Genomic DNA, 21,531 nt, shown 5'->3' with positions numbered 1-21,531 from the left:
GATGGGATTCCTTTTATCGGATGGCGGCGCGGGTGGCGCGCTCGCGTTCGGCCATGAGCAGTTCGTTCATCTGCTCGGCGTTCGGGTTCGGCACGTCGGCGACGATGCGTCCGTCGGCGAACACGATCGCGCGGTCGGCGTAGGAGGCGGCCACCGCGTCGTGCGTGACCATGATGATCGTCTGGCCGAGTTCCCTGACCGAACGCTTGAGGAAGCTCAGCACTTCGGCGCTGGAGACGGAGTCGAGGTTGCCGGTCGGCTCGTCGGCGAACACGAGGGCCGGCTTGGAGATCAGCGCGCGGGCGATGGCGACGCGCTGCTGCTGACCGCCGGACAGTTCGTTCGGTCGATGGTCGAGCCGATCCTTGAGACCGAGCGTCTCGACGAGCTGGCGGAACCAACGGCGGTCCGGCTTCTCGTTGGCGAGCGTCAGCGGCATGAGGATGTTCTGTTCGGCGGTGAACATGGGCAGCAGGTTGAAGCTTTGGAAGATGAAGCCGATCCTGTGCCTACGCAGCAGGGTGAGCTGGTTGTCGTTCATCTTGGTGATGTCCGCGCCGTCGAACACGATGCGGCCGGACGTGGCCGAGTCGAGTCCGGCGAGCGTGTGCATGAGCGTGGATTTGCCGGAGCCGGACGGGCCCATGATGGCCGTGAATTTGCCTTGTTCGAAACGCACGTTGACGCCGCGCAGCGCGTGCACGGCGGTGTCGCCCTGCCCATAGTCCTTGACCAGGTCGATCGCCTCGATGGCGGTCGGGTTGACCATGCCTTCCATGATTCCTCGTTTCCTCGTGACGGATATCGGATGATGGTTCCATATTCGCGAAGGATGGCCGTCGGCGACATCGTGCGGCAGGCGGAAACATGTCGCTCTCGACGTCATCCGCAAGGATGAACCGCCCTCGCCTGCATATCGCGCCGCAGTCATACGTCCTTCCGCGGGGCAGACCCCGGACATCGTCGGCGAAAAGCTCCACGGGCAATGGTCCCAGCGGGGCAGATCCCGGAAATCATCGGCGTTAGGCTTCGGATAACGGTGCTCCAGCGGGGCAGATTACCGAAGTCCCCGGAATCTCGCCCTGCAAACGCATCCGTCAACGGGGCGAATCTCCGAGTCCTTCCCGGATTCGCTCCTCAATCACCGCATTGTTACGTCCATATATCATCCGTAACACCGGTTCGATCATTCACTCCGCTATACTCGTCAACTCGTGACAGAACAGCATAACGAATCATTGTTCGCCCGCATCGAATCGCGCCTTCGCGACGGACTCGACCGCAACGGCGACACGCAATCCCACGACGCCGCGGCCGCGCCCCATCCGCACACCGACCGCCATCATCAGCGCAACGTCGCCGATCTCATGGTGCAATGCCTCGTGCAGGAGGGCGTCGATGTGATCTTCGGCATCCCGGGCGAGGAGAACATCCCGTTCATCGAGGCATTGGAACGCGACGGCCATATCCGCTTCGTCGTCACGCGGCACGAGCAGGGCGCCGGCTTCATGGCGCTCACCTACGCGCATCTGACCGGCAAGCCCGGCGTGTGCCTCGCCACGCTCGGCCCGGGCGCCCTGAACCTCACGCTGCCGGTGGCGTGCGCGAACGCGAGCAACACGCCGCTGGTCGCCCTGTGCGCGCAGGGCAGCGTCAGCCGCATCCACAAGGAATCGCATCAGATCATCGACCTCGTGTCGGTGTTCCGACCGATCACCCGCTGGACGAACATGATCCTGAGTCCCCATGCGGTCACCGAAACCGTGCGCAAGGGGTTCGCGCTCGCCCAGCGCAAGCGTCCGGCGGCGACCTGCATCATCCTGCCCGAGGATATCGCCGAACAGGCCGCGCCGGCCGACGCCGAGCCGCTCAGCCGCGCCCTGCAGGTACACACCGTGCCGACGCCGGCCGACATCGACGCCGCGGCCGACATCATCGCCAAGGCGAAGCATCCGATCATCCTCGCCGGCAACGGCGTGAGCCGCGCGCACGCCGACTACCAGCTGCGCGTCCTGTCCGAGCAGCTCAACGCGCCGGTGGCCACCACGTTCGAAGGCAAGGGCGTGTTCTCCGACCGGCATCGCAACGCGCTCGGCGTGGTCGGCTTCATGCGCCACGACTACGAGAACTTCGCGTTCGACGACGCCGACCTCATCATCGCGATCGGCTTTTCGATCCAGCAGTTCGACCCGGTCAAGATCAACCCGAAGAACGACAAGAAGATCATCCACATCAACACGTTCGTGGAGGACACGGACGCGCATTACACGACGACGCTGAACATCATGGCCGACATCGACGCCACGCTCACCCAGCTGATCGACACGCTGCGCGAACGCGACATCACGTTCTCGAACGCCGAATCGGACATCCGCGGCCTGCTCATGCACGAATTCGAGTCCTGCAAGGACGACGAATCGTTCCCGATGAAGCCCCAGCGCATCGTCTACGACACGCGCAAGGCGCTGAACGACAGCGACGTGGCGCTCGTGGACACGGGCGCGCTCAAGATGTGGATGGCACGCCTGTACCCGACGTATCTGCCGAACACCTGCATCATCGACAACAGCCTGTCGACGATGGGCTGGACGCTGCCCGGCGCGGTCGGCGCATCGCTGGCCCGACGCGGCCGGCCGGTGCTCGCGGTGATGGGCGACGGCAGCTTCATGATGAACATGCAGGAGATCGAAACGGCGGTGCGGCTTGGCTGCCATATCGTGATCCTCGTGTGGGTGGACGAGGCGTACGGCCTGATCAAATGGAAGATGGACCTGCACAACGGACATCACGACGACGTGGACTTCAGAAACCCCGACTTCGTGAAACTGGCCGAAAGCTTCGGCGCGCACGGCCATCTCGTCACGTCGGCCGACGACCTGAAACCCGCCATCGAAACGGCGATGATGGCCGACGGCGGCGTGCACGTGATCGCCTGCCCGGTCGACTACAGCGAAAACATCAAGCTCACCGACAAGCTCGGCGAACTGGAACTCAACAGCTGAACCTTCGAGGCCGTCCGCACCGCCGCTAGCCTTCGGCGAGCCGGGCGGCCTCGACAGGCGGTTCGAGCCAGTAACTCTCCTTCTCGACGCCGACCGTGGTCGCCCACCATATCTGCGTGACGCCGTCCAACGAACGAATCGAACGATCGACCGCATGCCACAACGCGTCATCGTCATCGGCGATCGCCTCGACCAGATAGTCCGCGCCACCAAGACCGACACCGCTCATCACATACGTGACCTCGTCGACGCCAAGCAGACGTTCGACGTCAAGCTCGTAAGGCGGGCGGACGGCCAACCCGATGAACGCCTGGCTGAACCGTCCGAGCCGCATCGGACTGACCGTGGCCATGACGCGCATCACGCCGGCGTCCTCAAGCCGTTTCACCCGGCCACGCACGGCGGCATGCGTCACACCGAGACTGGCGCCGATCGACGCGTAGCTGGCACGACCGTCCTCCTGCAACGCGTTGAACGTTTCCGCCATCCTCTCCCCCAGCACGGTCACCGGAACGTCCGCACCGACGTTCGCATCGCGCTTGCCCAGCATCGCACGCCCTCCGCACGCCTTCAGCATGCGGTTGACCACACTGACATTATGATCGTCAAGGATCAGCTTCGCACAGGAGAACACCTGCATGCGCTCCAGCCCGGGCAGCCGTCGCAAATCGGATTTGAGGAACCGATCCATCGCCGCGCTCGTGTAGACGACCGCCTCCGCGATGATGTCCGCATCGCCCAGCGCGCGCACCACATAGGTGACCTGCGGCATGGACTTGAGCCGTGCGATCGCCTCGCCGCGCTCGCCGTTGATGCGCAGGCCGACGATCACCTGGCAATAGTCGCTTAACGACAACGGGTTGACGACCGGCACCACGCTCATCACGCCGGCCGAGGTGAGCCGTCGATAGCTTTCGGTGGCCGCGTATACGGAGATGCCAAGCCGCTCGGCGAGCGCCGCCATCGGCATCCGGCCGTCGAATTGCAATGCGGATACGACTTCGAGGTCGCGCCGCCGGATGTCGATCGTCGCGTCCATGCACTCTGCTTCTTTCGTCATGTCCATGTTCATCCGATCATGATCATCGCCGCGGCCACGCCGATCGCACCGGCGACGGTCAGCGCGAGCAGCAGCCAGTCGGCGGGGCGCATGCGCAGGCTCACCCGATAGGTGCGGGCGACGCCGGGCATGCCGAGACCGCGCGATTCCATCGCCCATCCGACGCCTTGGCTCATGCGGTAGGCGCGGATGAGCACGGCCACGATGACCGGCAGATACGACTTGAACCGTGCGACCAGCGCGGAGAACGGATTGTGCGCTCCCCCGACGGCGGATCTGCCGTTCAGGTCGAGGCCGCGCGCCCGCTGCGCCGCCGAGACGGATTGGAAGATGCGGAAGAACACCGGGATGTAACGCAACGATGTGGCGAGCGTGAGGCCGGCGCGGTACGGCATGCCGAGGGCGACGAGGCCGCGGATGAGGCGTGGCTGGCTGGTGGTGAACAGGGTGAGGAAGCATGCGAAGCCGAGCGCCGGGATGCGCAGTCCCATGACGGCCGCCATGACGAGGTTCTCCCGCGTGAGCCGAAGGATGCCCCACCGCCAGATCTCATGTCCTCCGCTCGGGTCGAAGATCGGCCAGAGCACGACGATGAGCGTGATGAGCATGGCGAGGGTCCGCCATACCCATGCGATGCGTTCGGCCGGCACGCGGTCGGTGGCAAGCAGGATGTGTTCGAGAGCAAGCATCGACAGCATGAACGCCCAGTTGCGCCAGATGAGGCACATGACCAGCAGGGCGAGCGACAGCGCGAATTTGACGCGCGGGTCGGCGCGGTGCAGCCATCCGTCGCCGGGCACGTACAGGTCAGCGTCCATCGTCATTCCCTTTCGTGTGGTTCTCATGCGTCGGATCATGGCGCGAATCCTGGATATGGGCATGGTCATGATCGGATGGAGCGACGGTACGGTCAAGGCGGCCGTATTCGGCGAGGCGTCCGTCGTCCATGCGCATGACGTGCGTGCAGTACCGGGTGACGGCGGCCATGTCGTGACTGATCATGATGACGGTCGTGCCGGCGCGGTTCAATTCCGCTACCGTGTCGAGGAACCGTGTCGACAGGTTGCGGTCGAGTCCGGCGGTCGGCTCGTCGAGCACGAGAACCGGCGTATCCATCGCCAGCACCGAGGCGAGCGCAACGGCGCGGCGGTCTCCATAGCCGAGCGTGGCCGGTGAGACGTCGGCGAACCGTTCAAGACCGAACAATCGCATCGCCTTGTCGACGGCGGTCTCGACCTGTTGCGGCGTCCGTCCGAGCGCCTTCGGACCGAAGCCGATTTCCTCGCGGGTCGTGGCGCAGAAGATCTGATGGTCGGGGTTTTGGAAGACGAAGCCGACGTGCGTGGCCATCTGGCCGACGGTGTGCCTGCGCGTGTCGAGGCCGTCCACCGTCACCCGGCCGCTGACGGGAGTGAGCAGTGCGTTGAGGTGTCTGGCGAGGGTGGTCTTGCCGGAGCCGTTGCGTCCGATCAGGCCGACGAACGCGCCGCGCGGGATCGTGCAGGTCACGTCGTCCAGCGCCGGCGGACGTTGCGCCGTATCGGTACGGCCGCCGGACGCGTACCGGTAGGTGACGTGGTCCAGCGTGATGATCGGCTCGTCGCCGGATCGCGATGGCGTGGACGCATCGTCCGCGATGATGCGCAGGTCCGGTTCGACGTCGTCGGGCACCGCGACGCCCAGCCGGTCGAACAGTTCCCGGCGCTCGGAAAACAGGCTGACGTCGCCCTGTTCGGCCAGGTTGCCGTGATCGAGTACGAGGATGCGGTCGGCCCATCCGGGAAAATGCGACGTGTCCTGTTCGGCCATGACGACGGTCAGGTCATGCCGTGCACGGTTGCGGCGGAGCGCATCGAGCGCGGCAAACACTTCGCGTCGTCCGTCCGGATCGAGCGCTGCGGTCGGCTCGTCAAGGATCAGGATGTCGGGGTCGGCGGCGAGCGCCGCCGCGATCGCGACGCGTTGCATCTGCCCGCCGGACAGGCTGGTGGGTATGCGGGTGCGGTAGTCCTCCATGCCGACCAGCCGCAGCACCTCGTCGATGCGCGAGTCCATGAGTGCCGGGTCCATGCCGCGGTTTTCGAGCGGGAACGCGATTTCGTCCTCGACGGACGAGCAGAACAACTGGGATTCGGGATCCTGCTGTACGTAGCCGATTCGGGAGGACAGTTCGGCGACGCCGACGGTTGCGGTATCCATGCCGGCGACGCGTACGCTACCGGTCATTTCGCCGTCGGCAAGGTTCGGGATGATGCCGGTCAGGGCCATGCACAGCGTCGACTTGCCGGCCCCTGTCGGGCCGACCACGCCGACGAACTCGCCGGACCGGATCGTGACGGTGACGGATCCGAGGCCGTCTATGGGACGGCCGCCATCGACGACCGGCGCATATCGCCAACCGAGTTCATGCGTCTCGATCAGGGTGTCCAAACTCATTCGATCTATCCTATCGTGTGGCGTGCCGGGTCGTTGGGCGGGATGCGTCATGGCCGTGACAAGAAAATCGGCTCCCTTCGCTGCGCGAGGAGAGCCGATTCGTCACGTTGTCCCGGATGCGGGACGACGGAGATCAGGCCGAGGCCTTGACGCCGAGGTTGCCGAGACGCACCAGCGGCGGGTACGCCTTGCGCACGGCGGAGAACAGGGCGAGGCCGACGATCAGGCCGACGCCCATCTGGAAGCTGTTGCCGAGCACTTCGCCGAGGGCCGGACCCCAGCCGGAGAGGATGCCTCCGGCGATGAAGTAGCCGAACACCTTCCACACGCCGGCGAGCACGGAGACGGCGATCACGTTGAACGGCTTGAATTCCTTGAGCAGCAGGCCGACGATCAGCGCCTGTGCTCCGTCGATGACGAACGTGAAGATCGCCCACTGCGGGTAGCCGTTGATCAGGTCGGACAGGGCCGGGCCGAGACCGCCGATGATGCCGCCGATCCACGGGCCGAACGCATAGGCCGAGAAGAAGATCATGGTGTCGGACAGGTTCAGGTAGCCGCGGGTCGGCGTGGGGATCTGAACGAACATGGTCACGACGGTGGTGACGGCCGTCATGACGGCGATAAGCGGGATGGTGGCGGCGTTGAACGCCTGATGGGTGCGTGCAGTCATACTGGTTCCTCTCTCGTTGCGATGACTGATGGCGACGGAACCGCAACCGGAAGCGGCCACGAACCGCGAACCGCAGTGCGCGTCTCTTCCATCTCATTGATTCCGCGCAGTATTATACGCGGATTTGAAACCTATGAAGCGGGAGATGTTTCAAGATATCAAAATACGGAACGTGATTTCGCGTGGCTGGCGTTTATTGTACGCCGGGAGCGGGATGGCCGTACATGCCAATGGCGCGAAACGCGAAAGGCTCCTCCCCGCACGGAGAGGAGCCTTGGAGGAAGGCGGGATCGATGCGCGGCGCTACCGCGGCCGTCTCATCGCCTTACCTGGTCCTGCCTGGTTTTCACTTGGCAAGGCCGGAGGCGCGGACCGCTTCGAAGCCGCCCTTGAGGTCGTCGAGAATGTCCTCGATGTTCTCGGTGCCGATGGACAGGCGGATGGTGCCCTGATGGATGCCCTGGTCCTCGAGCTCCTCCAGCGTCTCCTGCGAGTGCGTGGTGGAGGCCGGGTGGATGACGAGGGACTTCACGTCGGCCACGTTGGCGAGCAGGCTGAACAGGTGCAGGTTGTCGATGAAGACGCGTGCCGCGTCCTTGCCGCCCTTGATGTCGAAGGTGAAGATGGAGCCGGCGCCGTTCGGGAAGTACTTCTTGTACAGCTCATGGTCGCGGCGGCCCTCGATCGCCGGGTGGGAGACGGACTCGACCTCCGGCACGGTCTGCAGGTACTCGACGACCTTCAGCGCGTTCTCGACGTGGCGCTCGACGCGCAGCGACAGGGTTTCGGTGCCCTGCAGCAGCAGGAACGCGGAGAACGGGGACAGGGTGGCGCCGGTGTCGCGCAGCAGGATGGCGCGGATGCGGGTCACGAACGCGGCGCCGCCGAGGGCCTCGTAGAAGTTGAGGCCGTGGTAGGACGGATCGGCCTCCGTCAGGGTCGGGAACTTGCCCGGCACCTCGGCCCAGTTGAACTTGCCGCCTTCGACGATCACGCCGCCGAGGGTGGTGCCGTGGCCGCCGATGAACTTGGTCGCGGATTCGACCACGACGTCGGCGCCGTGCTCAAGCGGACGGAACAGGTACGGGGTGGCGAAGGTGTTGTCGACGATCACCGGCAGATGGTGCTTGTGGGCGATCGCGGAGATGGCCTCGAAGTCCGGCAGGTCGGCGTTCGGGTTGCCAAAGGTCTCGAAGTAGACGAGCTTGGTGTTCTCCTGGATGGCGTCCTCGAAGTTCTGAGGGACCTCCGGATCGACGAAGGTGGTGGTGATGCCGTCGCGCGGCAGCGTGTGCTTGAGCAGGTTGAAGGTGCCGCCGTAGATGTTCTTGGAGGAGACGATGTGGTCGCCGGACTGGGTGATGTTGCGCACCGCGTATTCGACGGCCGCGGCGCCGGAGGCGACCGCCAGGCCGGCGGTGCCGCCTTCGAGGGCGGCGATGCGGTTCTCGAACACGCCCTGGGTGGAGTTGGTCAGACGGCCGTAGATGTTGCCCGGGTCGGCCAGTCCGAAGCGGGCTTCGGCGTGGTCGAAGTTATGGAAGACGTAGGAGGTGGTCTGGTAGATTGGCACGGCGCGGGCGTCGGTGGCCGGATCGGCCTCCTCCTGACCGACGTGCAGCTGCAGGGTCTCGAAATGGTACTTCTTGTTCGGGTCGGTCATGATGCGCTCCTTCGGTGGGGTTGCGGTTTGTTCGTTCAGTCGCCGCCCGCCGGATGGTGTCCGACCGGTTCGGCGAGGCGTTGGTTATGACCTTACGAGCATGATGGCGAAGCGCGCAAGCCGGACGCTATCACGGTTGCCTATACCCCTTTATCAACCCTTGGCATCATGAGGTTTCCGGTGCCTGGCCATCCGTGAAAAACACGGCGGTTCCGACCGCGACACGCCGTGGCGCGCCGCATTGCCCGACGCCGGCTCCGGGGACGGCGTGCCGCGCGATCAGCCATGGTCTCGTCAGGACGCGTCGCGATTACGTGATTGGTCACGAGCACGGCTAAAGTCTTGCACGACGACGAAAGGACGATTATGACCGACGACGTGATGCTGTATGACCGCGACCCGCGTTACATTCCGCGCGTGGCCGCCGTTCATGACATGTGCGGCTATGGCAAGTGCTCGCTGACCGCCGCGATACCGATCCTGTCGGCGGCCGGCTGCGACGTATGCCCGGTGCCGACCGCATTGTTCTCGGCGCATACGAGATATGCGGTGTTCACGTTCCATGACACGACCGACATCCTGAACGGCTATCTGGATGCATGGCGCAAGGAGAACGTCGATCTTGACGGCGTGTATTCCGGGTTTCTCGGATCTCCCGACCAAGTGGCGATCATCCAGCGGCTCTACCGCGAATACCCGCATGCGTTGCGACTCGTCGACCCGGTGATGGGCGACGGCGGAGAACTGTATCCCACGTACACGCCCGAACTGTGCGAGGCAATGGGAGCCCTGGCGAACGGGGCCGACGTGCTCATGCCGAACCTGACCGAGGCGGCCATCCTGACCGGACGGCGGTATCCGGGACGAAACCTTGACGACGCGGCCGTGGACGGCCTGCTCGGCGCGCTGCTGGACATGGGCGTGCGCAACGTGGTGCTCAAGGGCATCGACCGCGGCGACGGATTGATCCGCAACTATGTGGCGAGCGCCTCGACCGGAGTGTCCGCCAAACGTGAGCTGGCCCACGAGAAGCTGCCGTACATGACGCACGGCACCGGGGACGCGTTCGCCTCGGCGTTGTGCGGCGCGGTGATGGCCGGCCGCGGGCTGGCCGAATCTGCGTACATAGCCGGCGAATTCGTACGCCATGCGATGGCGTCGACGCTCAACCAGCCGCATTATGAGGAGCGCGGCGTCAGCTTCGAGCTCAACCTCGCGGAACTGACCTCGCTGGTTCGCTGACCGTACGACCATCGCCCGTCCACTCCGGCATTGGAGAACGTCGCTCAGACCACCGGCTTGAGTGCGATGCGACGTTCTCCCACTTGGCCGGTCGGATCGGCGTAATCGCCGTTCGCGCGGCGGACGCCCCAGTGCACGCAGGATCCGTCGCAGTGGTCGGATCCGCGGGAAACCCGCGCGAAGTAGTCGCCCTGCCGTATCCGCGCGCCCACGTCACGGTCGGTCACGGCGGGTTCGAAGGTCAGTATCAGCCCGTTCGCCGCAAGGCTGACCACGGATTTGCCGGCCACCTGTCCTGCGAACGATATGATGCCGTCGGACGGCGCGATCAGCTTCATATCATCCTTCGCGGCAAGGTCCACGCCACGATGCCCCGGCAGCCAGGGCTGCTCCGGCGCGTCGAAGGCCTTCGTCACCGTCGGTTCGCGCAATGGCCAGACCATGGCGGAAACGCATCCGTACGATGCGCTTTCGTCGGCCGACGCCATGCCATACGCCCGGCCGCCGCCCATGGAGCCCGCAGCCAGCGCCGACATCACGACGACACCGCACAATGCGGCGGAGAGCCGGCGGCGACGCCGTTCCTCATGGTTTCGTTCGCGCGCCATACGGCAACGCATCCGCCGTCTGCGTTCATGATCACGCATGATGTTCTCGCTTTCCCGGTTCAGTCAATTCGCCCATGCCGGCAACGACCCGTCGCACGGCGTCGGGCGCCGCGTATCGACACCGCCGCCCAGCCCGTCGCCATGAAGGTTCCGGAGACCGCCGCCGAGGCCGTTTTGGGACGGCGGTCCGCGGGAGCCGAGTCGGGCAATGGCACGATGTCGGGCATGTCCGCACGGATTCCCGTGACCAGCAGACGCCGAGTGTTGAGCATGATCGGCGTGCAGGTCACCAAGGTGACCTGGTCACGTCCCCGTTCGATCCGTAACCGATCGGTGTCCTTCGGATCGGTTTCCAGGACCCGTTCGACCCGATATCCGAGGATCTCGCCATCCGCAAGTTCGACGTAGAACGGGTCTCCCACGACCAGCTCATCGAGTCTGGTGAACAGTTCCCTGTCGGCCAGGCCGCGATGACCGGTGACGACGGCATGGGTGGACGCTCCTCCCACCGGCAGGCTGGTGCCATGCAGGTGACCCAGACCGTTCGAAAGGGCATACTCGCCGGCACCATGCCGGATGGGAAGCTCCAGACCGATCTTCGGTATGCGCAGCAACGCCATGATCGAGTCGCCCATATCCAGGGCCCGCCAATATTCCCGGTCCTCGTCGAACGTGAAATCACCGTCGGCGACGCCCTCCTCGGACAGCACCTCGCCGATGACCTGCGGCGTCGCGGCGATCTGCTCGTTGTACGCGCGGGCATGAACGACGCGTTCATGATACGAAGCCCGTGTACGGGCGGCATCCGTACGGGCCTGCGCCACCGCCGCCGCGGATGCCCGCTGCGAGATCCCCCTCGATACGCCGACCCATACGAATACCGTCACCCCGGCCACGGCGGAGACGACGCAGATGGCCAATAACGCGCGGAACCGGCGACGTACCGCATCACATCGGCGACGCGATGCGGTACGTTCCCTGCGGGTCGACGAGGGCCGTTCGCCATGGAGTATCGCCGTCCAATCCGCGGCGGCGAATTCCCGGGAACACGACGGTTCACGGTTCACCGCCGCCGTCCGAATCGACGGGATGCCACGCCGATGCCACAGCATCCGGCTCCGCACAGTCCGGCCCCGATGGCATACGACAACGGCATGCCGGTCCCGCCCGTCGACGGCATCGAGGTGGCTTGCGGCAGACGTTCCCATTGCGCGTCGAGGATCTGGTATTCGCTGTAGGTGGAGGTGGGATTGTTGCTTACCGACAGCCAGCAGGTGTCGCCCGGCTGCCAGATGACGCCGGTCGCACGGGCCTTCCACCCGGTGAACCGGTATCCCGGCCGAACGAACCCGTTGGCGGAGACCGTGGCGGGCATGCTGTAGGCGTACGCGTCGCCGTTCAGGTCGTATGCGGACACGTTCGCGGAATTGGACTGCATCGATCCGGTCCCGCCGTTGGGCGCATATCTGATCTGTTCGATGTACATCGCCCAGCTGTTGTGGTAGATAGCCCACCACGGATTCGATCCGGAGGCGGTGGGCGCCTTCACCGTGTCGCCCGGCCGGAACCGCCGCATGGTCTGCTCGCCCTGAATGACCGGAGGCTCGAATCCGCCGTTGCCGGTGATCTGGCATTGGGCGAGCGTGTAATCCCACTGACACTTGCCGCCCACGTCGAACCATTGCGACTGCCACGCGATCGGTTTCCAGTCCGCATTTCCGCTCAGTCCTTGGCCGGCGTGGTAGTCCACATCCGGAACGCCGTCCATCGACGGCATCCGGTATGAATCCTGTCCGGAAACGGTGATGCGTTTGGAGGCCTGCTCGTTGTCGTCCTTGTCGAGGAACTTCATCCAGCCTCGGGTCGGCGGACTGTTCCAGAGCGCAAGCGGCGATACGTCGTCCTGCAGGGACTGCCGGGAGTCATCGTCGCCGTTGCCATCGGCGTTGGCACTATCGCCGGAGCCGATGCCATCATCCTCGCTCACGCCGGTGGCCGCGATCGGCTCCCGCCCGATCTCCTCGTCCCGTTCCGATACGTCCGCCATGGCACAGGGCGTGAACGCCATGCCCATGCAGACGAGCACCGTGCAGACGAGCGCCGTGCCGGAACAGACGGCGGCACGAGCCCGGTATCCGATACGCTTATCCATGTCACGACCCCCATGATGCCGGTCCGATGCTGTTGCGGCGTGTCCTGCACGCCATGAGTCCGCTTGCCAGGGAGCACAGCAGCACGCCCAGGCCTCCGGCTCCCATGAGTCCCATGGTCGTACCTCCGGTCATGGGCAGTTGGGTCATGTTGTCCACGTTCTTGACGACGGCGACCGGAGTGCCGGCGGTTCCATCCGCCTTGGTCACGCCGGCGGTCAGGCCCGCATGTTCGGCACCGGCGATCGTCGTGACGCCGTCATCGTCGATCGTCACGCGGAAACTCGGTTTGACGAATCCGAAGTACCCTTTCGGCACGACCGTTTCCACGATGAGATAAGTTCCCGCACCGAGGCTGTCGTAGCTGATCATTCCCTTGTCGTCGGTGGCGCGTTCCTGGGCCTTGCCCGCCGAATCCACATAGGACCATTGCCGGGTCTTCTCGTCCCAGTTGAGCCATACGCCAAGCGTTTCGTTCTTGATGGTGAACTTCGCCCCCGCCACGGGAATCTGATGCTGGCCGGTGCTGGCCGCGCTGATCTTGCGCAGGTCGATGTCGTAGGTGGGCACGATCACGGTATCCTCGCCGGGGTCGGGCGGTTCCACTCCGGGCGGGATCGTTCCCGGACGCCATTCGACCGTCACCGTGACCGTGTTCGTGGCGGCGTTCGCCTTGTCGGCATCGACGATCTTCGCGCTATAGGACAACTCCACCTGCTGGTTCTGATAGTTGTCGATCAGCAGTTCGCTGGAAACGACACGGTATCCTTCCCCGGAAGGGGAGGGACCGGGCGTGCCGAACAGTGCGGTCACATCCTTGCCGGCGTTTTTGCCGGCCGAGATCACGGCCTTGAACGTGCCGGTCACGTATCCCATGCCTTCCATCACGTCATCGACGGTGAGGGTGTCGGCGGCAAGCGCGTTCGGCACGGTGAACCTGACCCGGAACTCGCGGGTCTCGCCGTTCGTGGCTGCGGCGCTTTCCTTCCATACGCCTTCGGCGTTCTTGATCTCCTTGTCGGGCTGCGCGACCTTGCTTTTCATGAACACGGACCCCAAAGCGGAACCGGACGCCATGGATGAGGCGCCCTTGATGGTGGTGGATGCGATGATCGGCAGTCCGGCGGAATCCGTGATCAGATAGAAGCCTTCCTCCATCGTCAATGACAACGTCGACCCGTTGGCGGTCTGGTTCGCCTTGGTCGGCTTGTGATCGGCCTTGTTCGCTTCCAATGTGGCGGCGATGACGCGCGAGGCCTGCGATCCGGTGCCCTGCCGCAGCATCTGCGAGGCGGGGTTCTGGCCGGCGCTCGCGTCCACATTGACGTTGGCGGCTTTGAGCGCCGTTGATATCCAAGTGGAGGCCGAACCACTTGCGGGGTTCGCGCTGACGGACTGCACGGTGGCCGCGTCCTTGAGCTCGACGTCCGTGTACGTGGCCAGCAGGTAGGCGTCGAATGTGTGGCCGGACAGCGAAGTGCTGTCTCCGGACGAAATGGTCAGGTTCCCATCCGCGGCCATCGCCGCAGGCGGATTCGCGGCGCCTGACGCAAGCATGGCCGTCAGACATGCCGCGGCGGCGAGACATCTGGCGATACGCCCGGCCAGGGCGGGATTCGCGTCTGTTCGTATGTTCATCATCGTTCCTTCCTCGGATGCGACCGTGTCTGATATGGCTGTGTCAGACGCTCTCCGGCGCAGGTGCCGGGCGAGTGGTTCAACGATGCCTTGCGACGCCCTCACGCGTCCAGCCGAAACGGGGTATGTGGTCGAAAGGTACCGGGTTATCCACACTCGGCGTGTCGTTCCACATTTTTTGTGGATGATTTTCGCCAATCCACATTTGTCCACATACACGTTGGCGACACGATGGACGGAAACGATGATCGGAACATCCGTGACGAAAACAAAAAAGCCCCGGGCGGACCCGAGGCTTCCAACAAGCTCCTGCGGCTGGGCTTGAACCAGCGACCGTCCGATATACAGTCGGAATCTGACGAAATCGGCTTCTACAAGGCGGTAGACGGCGAGAACCGGGATGAAGACGTCAGGACGGTATGGTTCACCGTATCGAGTCGGTTCGTCACGATGCTGTACGCGATCTGGGGTTTGAGCCTTTCGTCATCGTGCGCGTGCTGCGCCGAACACGAGTGACCGGCCTGGAATAGCATTGCTTCCGGGAGGTGATGGGGTTACATCACCTCCCTTTTTCTATGCGAAGGAGCATGCGAATGAATTACTGGAGTACCCGCCGAAACTGCGCACACGTCGAACCTCGCGACGACTGGCAAGAACCCCTTGAGCAATGGATCGAATGGCAGCGGGCACTGGGCCGATCCAAGGAGACGATGCGCACGCGCTGGTACCAGATAAACCGGTTCTCCAGAAAGGTCGATAAACCGGTGGCCGACGTGACCGGCGACGATCTGATCTTCTACATCGCCGATATGGGCACCGAGGGGCGTCGTGGCATGCGCAGCTGCATCAAGAGCTTCTACGATTGGGCCGTGCAGCACGGGATCGCGTCACGTAACCCGGCAGACGAAGTGCCGACCATGCCCATGTCGCTGCCGTCCGGCCAGATATGCCCCGAGGACCACATCGAACAGGGCATCGCCAGTCCCGAGGAAGACACGAGGCTCGCCGTCATGCTCGGAGCGTTCTGCGGTCTGCGCAGAGCCGAAATGACCCGGATCAATCTCATGAGCGACCTACAGGAAACCCCGAACGGACTGCTGCTGCTCATCCACGGCAAAGGCAACAAGGAACGCACCATGCCGGTCCCCGCACGTCTGGCGGCCGTGCTGCGCAAACGCGAAGGCATGTGGCTGTTCCCCGGAACCGTAGGCGGCCACTGCGGCGTCGATTACGTCGCAAAACGCATCAAACGAGCCACCGGCTACCCCTCGCACAGTCTCCGTCGAAGGTTCGCGACCGTCTCCTACTATCGCAACGGCTGCAACATCGTCCTCGTAAGCCGCATGCTCGGCCACGCCAACATCGCCACCACCATGCGCTACATCGGACTCGTACAGGACGAGATGCGCAACGCGGTCGAATCAGCAACCAGAACAGACCTCATCATCACCAGACCCGCCAACCCGATCGTCGGCACGGATATCGTCGTCTACGACATCAACACGGCAAGAATCGGCATGACGCACCTATCAACGGCAGAACGCGAATAGTGCATTAAAACACCATTCGCGTAAGTCATGAGGGAGCAAGTTTTTGCAGCGGAAGCAAAATTGATAAAAATGCAACTTTGCCCCTGGAAGAAAACATTACCTTGGAAAAAGCGGATCGAACTTGCTATTATACTCCGAACAGAGTATAATAAATGGTGTCAGCAAGAAAGGGACGCAACATGAAGACTCTACGACCGGTAAACAAGATCGCCGAAAAACTCAATGAGACCGGACTGTTCGAGTGGGTCAAGACCGACGACTGGTGCTTGGGCAAGCTCATCGAAATACAGACCAAGCGTCGCGGCATCGTAATGGTCGCTTCGTTCTGCCGAAAGCCGGATCGTCCGATCTGCGAGATCACCTACTACTGGCTTCCCCGCAGCGAATGGCGGCTCAGCGACGATGATTGTGTGAGGGAGATCGAGGACAAGCGTTTCAACTTCAGTGCTCTCACGTCCGACCAGGTGGTTGACGAAATCATCAAGGCCGTACCGCAGTGGTAACTTTGTCGCACAGACCGTTTGGGGCGTCGCGAACTGTTGCGTCGCCCCCGACACCGATGAACACTTTGCCGCAGACATGGAGGCGTGATGTCTTTTGAATCAATGAGGGTGCAAGCCGGGTACGCGAAACGAAAAGACCTCTCGGAACGATGCGGCGTTAGCGTGCAAAGGTTGCATGATTGGGAAACCGGATTCCGTGATCCGCGCGGCATAAGTCTCAGGACCGCGCACGAAATATCCTCGGCGCTGGGAATAACCCTCGATGACTTCTGGAATGGACTGAACGAATAGGATCGTAGAAGATCCGTCGCAGGTCTTCGACGAGCCGCATTCCATGTTGTCGGCCACTTGCAAGGGCAGGTGGCCGACAACATGTATCTAATCAATCTTGGTCAGTACTGCTGGGCAGCGTACGAATAAGACGCCGGCAAATCAGCAGAATACGTCGCTGAAATGTCTGACGCATTTTCGGAACCGGCAGAGTCGATGGACTTGTCAGCAGCTTGGTCGTCCGTTGATTCGTTCGACGTTTCCGTTCGTTCCTTACGGCTCTTCGGCGGCCATACGGCGGCCTTCTCTCGCGAGGTCATTTGCAACGCCTCGGCGATGTACGAGCGGCTGATCGATTGTTCCTTCTCCAGCGTGGCGGCGGCGGTACGGAACTCGTCGATCGCATACCGCATATCGTCCAACTGCACACCCAATTCTGCCAACGCGGCACGCCGCTGCTTCAACGCCTCGAACTCGGCTTCAAGCGCATCCGCAGCGAGCTGACGCATCACCTTGTTACGTTCCCTAGGCTTCGACATGATCGGTCCTTCCTGTCCAAAAACTCGTATCGACAGAAGCACCATAACCGGAGTCAACACAGGTTTTGGACGGACATTATCGGAAGCAACCAAGTTAACGGCGGAGCAAGTAAACGTGTTCTGTGTCCGTCCAAAAAACGCGGGTCTGGAACGAATCTGGAATGGAACAGCATAGGAAGATTCGTGCAGAAGGAGACTCGCAATGAGACTCGTGATCGCGGAGAAACGATCGGTCGCCCTCGCCATCGCGCAGGCGCTCGATCCGAACCCGCAGCAGTCGGACGACTACATCCAGGCAGACGGAAACCTTGTCTCGTGGGCGCAGGGCCACTTGGTCGATCTGACCGAACCCGACGGGTACGAACAATGGTCGGACCCGCATTGGTCGATGGGCCAACTGCCCATCATCCCGCAGCAGTGGAAGTGGAAGATCAGAAGCGAAAAAGGAGCCGGCAGCCGCTACCGTACGCTCGTTTCTCTCATGCGCCGACCGGATGTCGACACGCTCGTCAACGCGTGCGATCCCGACCGTGAGGGCGAGGGAATCTTCCACCGCATCGTCGCCCATTCCGGCATCCACAAGCCCGCATTGCGCCTATGGGTCGCCAGTCTGGACGAGCATGCGATCCGCAGCGCGTGGCAGGGCATGAAGCCCATTCACGACTATCAGGGATTGGCCGCCGCATCCGACGCGCGGGCCAAGTCCGACTGGCTGATCGGCATGAACGCGACACGCGCCTACACGCTCACATACCGCCAGAGATTGAACGTCGGACGCGTGCAAACGCCCACGCTCGCGATGATCGTCGCGCGCGACGAACAGATCGCCGGCCACAAGCCGACATTGTTCTGGACCGTGATCGCGGACATGGGCGGATGGCATCTCACCAGTTCCAGGATCGACAGCCAGGCCGTTGCGGAAAACCTGTGTGCCGAAGCCGAAAACGGCGTCTTCCGCATCCTCAAGACGGAACGCAAGACCGTGCACGACAAGCCGCCGCGATTGTACGATTTGACCTCGTTGCAGAAGGACATGAGCCGTCTTCACGGCATGACCGCAGCAGCCACGCTCGCCGCGTTACAGCACCTGTATGAACTGAAGCTCGCGACCTATCCGCGCACGGACAGCCAGTACATCACCGGCGACGACTTGCCCATGCTGCAACAGCTGACCGGCTCGCAGCGAATCGTGCAAGGCTTCGTGGACCGGCACACGCTCACGCCCGCGCCGCGACTTGAGCTGACCGTCAACGACGGCAAGGTCGCCGGGCACACGGCGATACTGCCCACGCTGCAACTCGACGGCAGCAGACTCGCCGGTCTGACCGACGGCGAACGCCATGTGGCCGTGCGAATCGTGCGCCGCATGTGGGAGGCGATCGGCGACGACCACACGCATCTCGTCACCACCGTGGAAGCGCAACTCGACGGCGGCAACGACATGATCTGGACCAGCAGATCGGACGAAACGATCAGGCCCGGATGGAAGGGCATCAGCCCCGAGCCGGCAGTCGCAGCGGAAGAAAACAACGATGAAACCGACCCTGTGCGTTCGGTCATCCCGGCGAATCTCACCGACGGCATCATCACCGGACCAGTCGGCCCCGTGACCGTCAAGCAGGGAGAGACGAAACCGCCGAAACCATATACCGAAGCCACCCTGCTGTCCGCGATGGAACACGCCAGCCGCACGCTCGAAGACAAGAACCTCAAGCACGCCTTGGACGACGACGCGTTGCATTCCGGCGGCATCGGCACGCCGGCCACGCGAGCGGGCATCATCGAACAACTCGTGTCCGGCCGTTACGTCGAACGCAAGGGCAAGCAGCTGCGATCCACCGACAAGGGACGGTTGCTCATCTCGGTCGTCACGCCGGAGCTCAAGGACGTCGCGCTGACCGCACGATGGGAACAGACCCTCACCGACCTCGCGGAGTCCCGCGACAATATCGACGGTATCGAGCGGGACTTTCTCTCACAGGTCGCGTCGTTGTGCGAAGCGATTCCTGAAAAAGCAGAAGCATCACTCGCACACGTCCCACGTCCCGCGCAGACGGACAAGGAATCGTTCGGAGCATGCCCGCGATGCGGTAAACCGGTCATCAAGACCGGCAGTCTATGGCAGTGTTCATCGAACAAAAGCGAGAAGACCGCAGACGGCGAATGGAAACAGACCGAGGGATGCGGCTTCAAGATTTTCGGCACGCTCAGCGGCAAGAAACTCACCGACGCAACCATCCGCAAACTGCTCGCCGGCAAACAGACGCGAGTATCCGGCTTCGTCAGCAGACGAACAGGCAAGGGCTTCGACGCGATCCTCGCGATCGACCCCGAACGCGGCGTACGCATGCAATTCGACCGATGAAAGGAACCGACATCATGACCAGCGAAAACGAACTGCGGGAACCCGCAAAAGACGTCAAGAACTTCTTCCCGCCCGACTTCTGGGAAACCATGAACGACGGCCCTGTCATCAGCCCAAAGGCCGACGGCAGCCAACCAAGTCCTGAAAAGAACCAAGAAGATAGAGACCGGAAGCCGCTGTTCTTCCATCGTGGTTAAGACAACGGCAAAAGGACGCGATGCAACATGTCATTTAAGGACATGTCGCATCGCGTTCCTTTTTCTCCGGAACAGGCGTATGTCAGCGTTTATACTTTGGCGTAACCAAGATGATCGGGGAATCATCCTGATTGGCGAGGCGTTGTTCAGCTCGTTCCTTGATGAGGGATAGGGTTTCTCTTTTCGACATGACGAGAGCTTTCGTATCGCGGATCACTTGTTCGGCTTCCGGATTGTCGATTCCGTCGTCCCGTAGCCCTAGTTCCACGATCGATAGCTGCTTTTTGACCTGGGATAGTTCGTCATCGGTAAGCGTTCGATCATGGTGCTTGAACCATATTTCCGCGCCATGTTTTCTGCGTATGCCCATGTCCGTTTCGTCAAAGAGACAGGTTCCGTTTCTGTCCACGATGGTGAATCGGTCAATGGCGGAATCGTCGGCGATTTGTTTGACCGATGAATACAGTCCTTTGACGGTTTCGTCATGTGCGGCTAACGGCGTCCACCGAGACGGCTTCCCATCCAGCCTGTCCTTGTAGTAGCGTTCCAAAATGGAGATGCGGGACAGTTCTTTGGGCACCGCCATGATTACGGCATGCGTGCGGCGTTCGAGGTCCTTCGCGTTTCGAGCTTCGTCCAGTACCGTGTTCGCGTTGCGCCAGGTTCCTTCAATAACGATGGAATAACCTTGTCGATTCGCTTCGGCGACACACATCGCTATCCATGTTCCGCTGGACTGTTTTGTGGCATCCGGCATTTCAAGGGGATGCTTCTCGATAAGCTCCCAGTAATCATCCTGATACTGCCGCAGATCATCGCCGATAATCTTTATCGGCGATTCCGAGGGATGAAGAGCGATGGCAAGGTTCTGCCCTCGTGTTTTCCCGGCACCCGGTTGCCCTCCGAGAAAAATAGTCAAAGGGCGGCGTGAGATGGTCGCTTTTCTGAAGACGTCATCTCTGATTTGCCGATCGAAAACGTCATGCAGATACTGTTCCGAGAAAGGATGCCGTGCCCTGATGAAGGGCGTGGCTCATTTCCTTTCCCATGCGATCCCATTTGATCTTGAACGCGATCTGTGCGCCGCGATCGAAGGGGCGCACCTCATCCCGTTCGTCCATCATCGCGCGGCGGCGTTCCGCCCATAGACGCGCCGAACGATCATCGCCGTGTCTGCGTGCCATGTTCTCCAACGCGACCATGTATCCGCCGGCCTGGGTGCCGGATTCATAGAAAATGTCATAGAGCACGGTGTCGCTCACACTATCCAGAGTGGGTCTCGGCGCATCGAGATACGCGATGTTGACTTCCGCCGGCGTGGCCGGCGTTGAGATGCCGGCGGCAAGCGTTCTGGAATCCTTCGCGATAGCAGGCATACCATCCTCCAATCTTTTACTGAGAGATTCTACACTAACAGGTTCACTGAGCAGATCACGTGTATGAAGAACGCCAAAGTCGCGCAACAGGACATATGAACTACGCCGTGACCGACTCCATTCCTCGATGCCATAACGAAAATGTCCGGCCGAAAAACGCAACGAAAACGATGAAATGGAGATAACGAAAACGACCCACCCCACAGGGGCGGGAATGTCGTAGCAAGCATAGCCGGTGTACGTACACCGGCTATGCTTG

Annotated in this window: 20 protein-coding genes and 1 pseudogene; 8 read left to right on the top strand and 13 right to left on the bottom strand. The window is 62.4% G+C overall.

Annotated elements, in window-relative coordinates; all coding sequences use genetic code 11:
- Window positions 1-13: 13 nt before the first annotated feature.
- On the bottom strand, window positions 14-769 hold the full coding sequence (locus GFD25_RS07725) for an ABC transporter ATP-binding protein (protein ID WP_239512476.1): 756 nt from the start codon (window positions 767-769) through the stop codon (window positions 14-16).
- Window positions 770-1,250: 481 nt separating this feature from the next.
- On the opposite strand from GFD25_RS07725, the gene GFD25_RS07720 reads away from it, so the two are divergent.
- The gene (locus GFD25_RS07720) at window positions 1,251-3,002 is read left to right on the top strand and encodes an acetolactate synthase large subunit (protein WP_420837551.1); all 1,752 of its coding nucleotides are present in this window, start codon (window positions 1,251-1,253) and stop codon (window positions 3,000-3,002) included.
- A 25-nt stretch (window positions 3,003-3,027) separates the two neighbouring features.
- Here GFD25_RS07720 and GFD25_RS07715 read toward each other — a convergent pair whose 3' ends face one another.
- The 5 genes from GFD25_RS07715 to GFD25_RS07695 form a co-directional block, all read right to left on the bottom strand.
- Window positions 3,028-4,062: an Lrp/AsnC family transcriptional regulator gene (locus GFD25_RS07715; protein ID WP_239512475.1), complete on the bottom strand. Its 1,035-nt coding sequence runs from the start codon at window positions 4,060-4,062 to the stop codon at window positions 3,028-3,030.
- 8 nt (window positions 4,063-4,070) lie between these two features.
- Entirely contained in the window at window positions 4,071-4,907 is an 837-nt protein-coding gene (locus GFD25_RS07710; RefSeq protein WP_239512474.1) for an energy-coupling factor transporter transmembrane component T family protein, read from the bottom strand.
- The gene (locus GFD25_RS12400; RefSeq protein ID WP_163231557.1) at window positions 4,870-6,498 is read right to left on the bottom strand and encodes an ABC transporter ATP-binding protein; all 1,629 of its coding nucleotides are present in this window, start codon (window positions 6,496-6,498) and stop codon (window positions 4,870-4,872) included. Before GFD25_RS12400 ends, GFD25_RS07710 begins: the two co-directional genes overlap by 38 nt.
- 133 nt (window positions 6,499-6,631) lie before the next feature.
- Window positions 6,632-7,171 carry an ECF transporter S component gene (locus tag GFD25_RS07700; protein ID WP_163231555.1) on the bottom strand — a complete coding sequence of 180 codons (540 nt, stop codon included), beginning with the start codon at window positions 7,169-7,171 and terminating at the stop codon, window positions 6,632-6,634.
- Between the two features lie 346 nt (window positions 7,172-7,517).
- Window positions 7,518-8,834, bottom strand: coding sequence for an O-acetylhomoserine aminocarboxypropyltransferase/cysteine synthase family protein (locus GFD25_RS07695; RefSeq protein ID WP_163231552.1), 1,317 nt, complete (start codon window positions 8,832-8,834; stop codon window positions 7,518-7,520).
- Window positions 8,835-9,200: 366 nt separating this feature from the next.
- Between GFD25_RS07695 and GFD25_RS07690 the strand changes: the two genes are divergently transcribed.
- Window positions 9,201-10,076, top strand: a complete 876-nt coding sequence (locus tag GFD25_RS07690; RefSeq protein WP_163231550.1) for a bifunctional hydroxymethylpyrimidine kinase/phosphomethylpyrimidine kinase — start codon at window positions 9,201-9,203, stop codon at window positions 10,074-10,076.
- Window positions 10,077-10,120: 44 nt separating this feature from the next.
- Here GFD25_RS07690 and GFD25_RS07685 read toward each other — a convergent pair whose 3' ends face one another.
- Genes GFD25_RS07685 through GFD25_RS07670 form a run of 4 tightly spaced genes read right to left on the bottom strand, consistent with a single transcriptional unit; the run spans window position 10,121 to window position 14,472 of the window.
- Entirely contained in the window at window positions 10,121-10,684 is a 564-nt protein-coding gene (locus GFD25_RS07685) for a M23 family metallopeptidase (protein WP_163231548.1), read from the bottom strand.
- Window positions 10,685-10,743: 59 nt separating this feature from the next.
- Window positions 10,744-11,796: a class C sortase gene (locus tag GFD25_RS07680; protein ID WP_239512473.1), complete on the bottom strand. Its 1,053-nt coding sequence runs from the start codon at window positions 11,794-11,796 to the stop codon at window positions 10,744-10,746.
- The gene (locus tag GFD25_RS07675) at window positions 11,748-12,836 is read right to left on the bottom strand and encodes a hypothetical protein (protein WP_163231543.1); all 1,089 of its coding nucleotides are present in this window, start codon (window positions 12,834-12,836) and stop codon (window positions 11,748-11,750) included. Before GFD25_RS07675 ends, GFD25_RS07680 begins: the two co-directional genes overlap by 49 nt.
- Before the next feature lies 1 nt (window position 12,837).
- Entirely contained in the window at window positions 12,838-14,472 is a 1,635-nt protein-coding gene (locus GFD25_RS07670; protein WP_163231541.1) for a SpaA isopeptide-forming pilin-related protein, read from the bottom strand.
- Between the two features lie 231 nt (window positions 14,473-14,703).
- On the opposite strand from GFD25_RS07670, the gene GFD25_RS07665 reads away from it, so the two are divergent.
- From GFD25_RS07665 to GFD25_RS12560, 4 genes are all read left to right on the top strand, one after another.
- The gene (locus GFD25_RS07665; RefSeq protein ID WP_163231425.1) at window positions 14,704-14,988 is read left to right on the top strand and encodes a hypothetical protein; all 285 of its coding nucleotides are present in this window, start codon (window positions 14,704-14,706) and stop codon (window positions 14,986-14,988) included.
- Between the two features lie 77 nt (window positions 14,989-15,065).
- The gene (locus GFD25_RS07660) at window positions 15,066-16,022 is read left to right on the top strand and encodes a tyrosine-type recombinase/integrase (protein WP_163231539.1); all 957 of its coding nucleotides are present in this window, start codon (window positions 15,066-15,068) and stop codon (window positions 16,020-16,022) included.
- A 179-nt stretch (window positions 16,023-16,201) separates the two neighbouring features.
- Complete coding sequence (locus GFD25_RS07655) at window positions 16,202-16,525, top strand: hypothetical protein (protein WP_163231538.1); 324 nt, start codon at window positions 16,202-16,204, stop codon at window positions 16,523-16,525.
- Between the two features lie 87 nt (window positions 16,526-16,612).
- The gene (locus GFD25_RS12560) at window positions 16,613-16,816 is read left to right on the top strand and encodes a helix-turn-helix transcriptional regulator (RefSeq protein ID WP_163231536.1); all 204 of its coding nucleotides are present in this window, start codon (window positions 16,613-16,615) and stop codon (window positions 16,814-16,816) included.
- A gap of 101 nt (window positions 16,817-16,917) precedes the next feature.
- On the opposite strand, the gene GFD25_RS07645 is transcribed toward GFD25_RS12560, so the two are convergent.
- Window positions 16,918-17,379, bottom strand: a complete 462-nt coding sequence (locus tag GFD25_RS07645) for a hypothetical protein (protein WP_163231534.1) — start codon at window positions 17,377-17,379, stop codon at window positions 16,918-16,920.
- Window positions 17,380-17,536: 157 nt separating this feature from the next.
- On the opposite strand from GFD25_RS07645, the gene GFD25_RS07640 reads away from it, so the two are divergent.
- Both GFD25_RS07640 and GFD25_RS07635 read left to right on the top strand, forming a co-directional pair.
- Entirely contained in the window at window positions 17,537-19,699 is a 2,163-nt protein-coding gene (locus tag GFD25_RS07640) for a type IA DNA topoisomerase (RefSeq protein ID WP_163231532.1), read from the top strand.
- 14 nt (window positions 19,700-19,713) lie between these two features.
- On the top strand, window positions 19,714-19,896 hold the full coding sequence (locus GFD25_RS07635; RefSeq protein WP_163231529.1) for a hypothetical protein: 183 nt from the start codon (window positions 19,714-19,716) through the stop codon (window positions 19,894-19,896).
- Between the two features lie 82 nt (window positions 19,897-19,978).
- On the opposite strand, the gene GFD25_RS07630 is transcribed toward GFD25_RS07635, so the two are convergent.
- Window positions 19,979-20,830: a zeta toxin family protein gene (locus tag GFD25_RS07630; RefSeq protein ID WP_338024640.1), complete on the bottom strand. Its 852-nt coding sequence runs from the start codon at window positions 20,828-20,830 to the stop codon at window positions 19,979-19,981.
- Between the two features lie 46 nt (window positions 20,831-20,876).
- Window positions 20,877-21,531, bottom strand: a pseudogene (locus GFD25_RS12025) (hypothetical protein); the annotation flags it as partial.

Origin of the sequence: Bifidobacterium aerophilum (assembly GCF_010667685.1) — a bacterium.
Classification (GTDB): Bacteria; Actinomycetota; Actinomycetes; order Actinomycetales; family Bifidobacteriaceae; genus Bifidobacterium; species Bifidobacterium aerophilum.
The sequence above is the reverse complement of the archived record's forward strand: the minus strand, read 5'-3'. Positions and strand labels throughout refer to the sequence as shown.

What these genes read in the sequence shown, in the direction of transcription:
- GFD25_RS12560 (WP_163231536.1), top strand. Translation starts at nt 16,613, where the DNA reads ATGTCTTTTGAATCAATGAGGGTGCAAGCCGGGTACGCGAAACGAAAA.
- GFD25_RS07675 (WP_163231543.1), bottom strand. Translation starts at nt 12,836, where the DNA reads ATGGATAAGCGTATCGGATACCGGGCTCGTGCCGCCGTCTGTTCCGGC.
- GFD25_RS12400 (WP_163231557.1), bottom strand. Translation starts at nt 6,498, where the DNA reads ATGAGTTTGGACACCCTGATCGAGACGCATGAACTCGGTTGGCGATAT.
- GFD25_RS07725 (WP_239512476.1), bottom strand. Translation starts at nt 769, where the DNA reads ATGGTCAACCCGACCGCCATCGAGGCGATCGACCTGGTCAAGGACTAT.
- GFD25_RS07635 (WP_163231529.1), top strand. Translation starts at nt 19,714, where the DNA reads ATGACCAGCGAAAACGAACTGCGGGAACCCGCAAAAGACGTCAAGAAC.
- GFD25_RS07665 (WP_163231425.1), top strand. Translation starts at nt 14,704, where the DNA reads ATGGACGGAAACGATGATCGGAACATCCGTGACGAAAACAAAAAAGCC.
- GFD25_RS07690 (WP_163231550.1), top strand. Translation starts at nt 9,201, where the DNA reads ATGACCGACGACGTGATGCTGTATGACCGCGACCCGCGTTACATTCCG.
- GFD25_RS07655 (WP_163231538.1), top strand. Translation starts at nt 16,202, where the DNA reads ATGAAGACTCTACGACCGGTAAACAAGATCGCCGAAAAACTCAATGAG.
- GFD25_RS07660 (WP_163231539.1), top strand. Translation starts at nt 15,066, where the DNA reads ATGAATTACTGGAGTACCCGCCGAAACTGCGCACACGTCGAACCTCGC.
- GFD25_RS07680 (WP_239512473.1), bottom strand. Translation starts at nt 11,796, where the DNA reads ATGCTGTGGCATCGGCGTGGCATCCCGTCGATTCGGACGGCGGCGGTG.
- GFD25_RS07715 (WP_239512475.1), bottom strand. Translation starts at nt 4,062, where the DNA reads ATGACGAAAGAAGCAGAGTGCATGGACGCGACGATCGACATCCGGCGG.
- GFD25_RS07670 (WP_163231541.1), bottom strand. Translation starts at nt 14,472, where the DNA reads ATGAACATACGAACAGACGCGAATCCCGCCCTGGCCGGGCGTATCGCC.
- GFD25_RS07645 (WP_163231534.1), bottom strand. Translation starts at nt 17,379, where the DNA reads ATGGTGCTTCTGTCGATACGAGTTTTTGGACAGGAAGGACCGATCATG.
- GFD25_RS07695 (WP_163231552.1), bottom strand. Translation starts at nt 8,834, where the DNA reads ATGACCGACCCGAACAAGAAGTACCATTTCGAGACCCTGCAGCTGCAC.
- GFD25_RS07685 (WP_163231548.1), bottom strand. Translation starts at nt 10,684, where the DNA reads ATGGCGCGCGAACGAAACCATGAGGAACGGCGTCGCCGCCGGCTCTCC.
- GFD25_RS07700 (WP_163231555.1), bottom strand. Translation starts at nt 7,171, where the DNA reads ATGACTGCACGCACCCATCAGGCGTTCAACGCCGCCACCATCCCGCTT.
- GFD25_RS07640 (WP_163231532.1), top strand. Translation starts at nt 17,537, where the DNA reads ATGAGACTCGTGATCGCGGAGAAACGATCGGTCGCCCTCGCCATCGCG.
- GFD25_RS07710 (WP_239512474.1), bottom strand. Translation starts at nt 4,907, where the DNA reads ATGAGAACCACACGAAAGGGAATGACGATGGACGCTGACCTGTACGTG.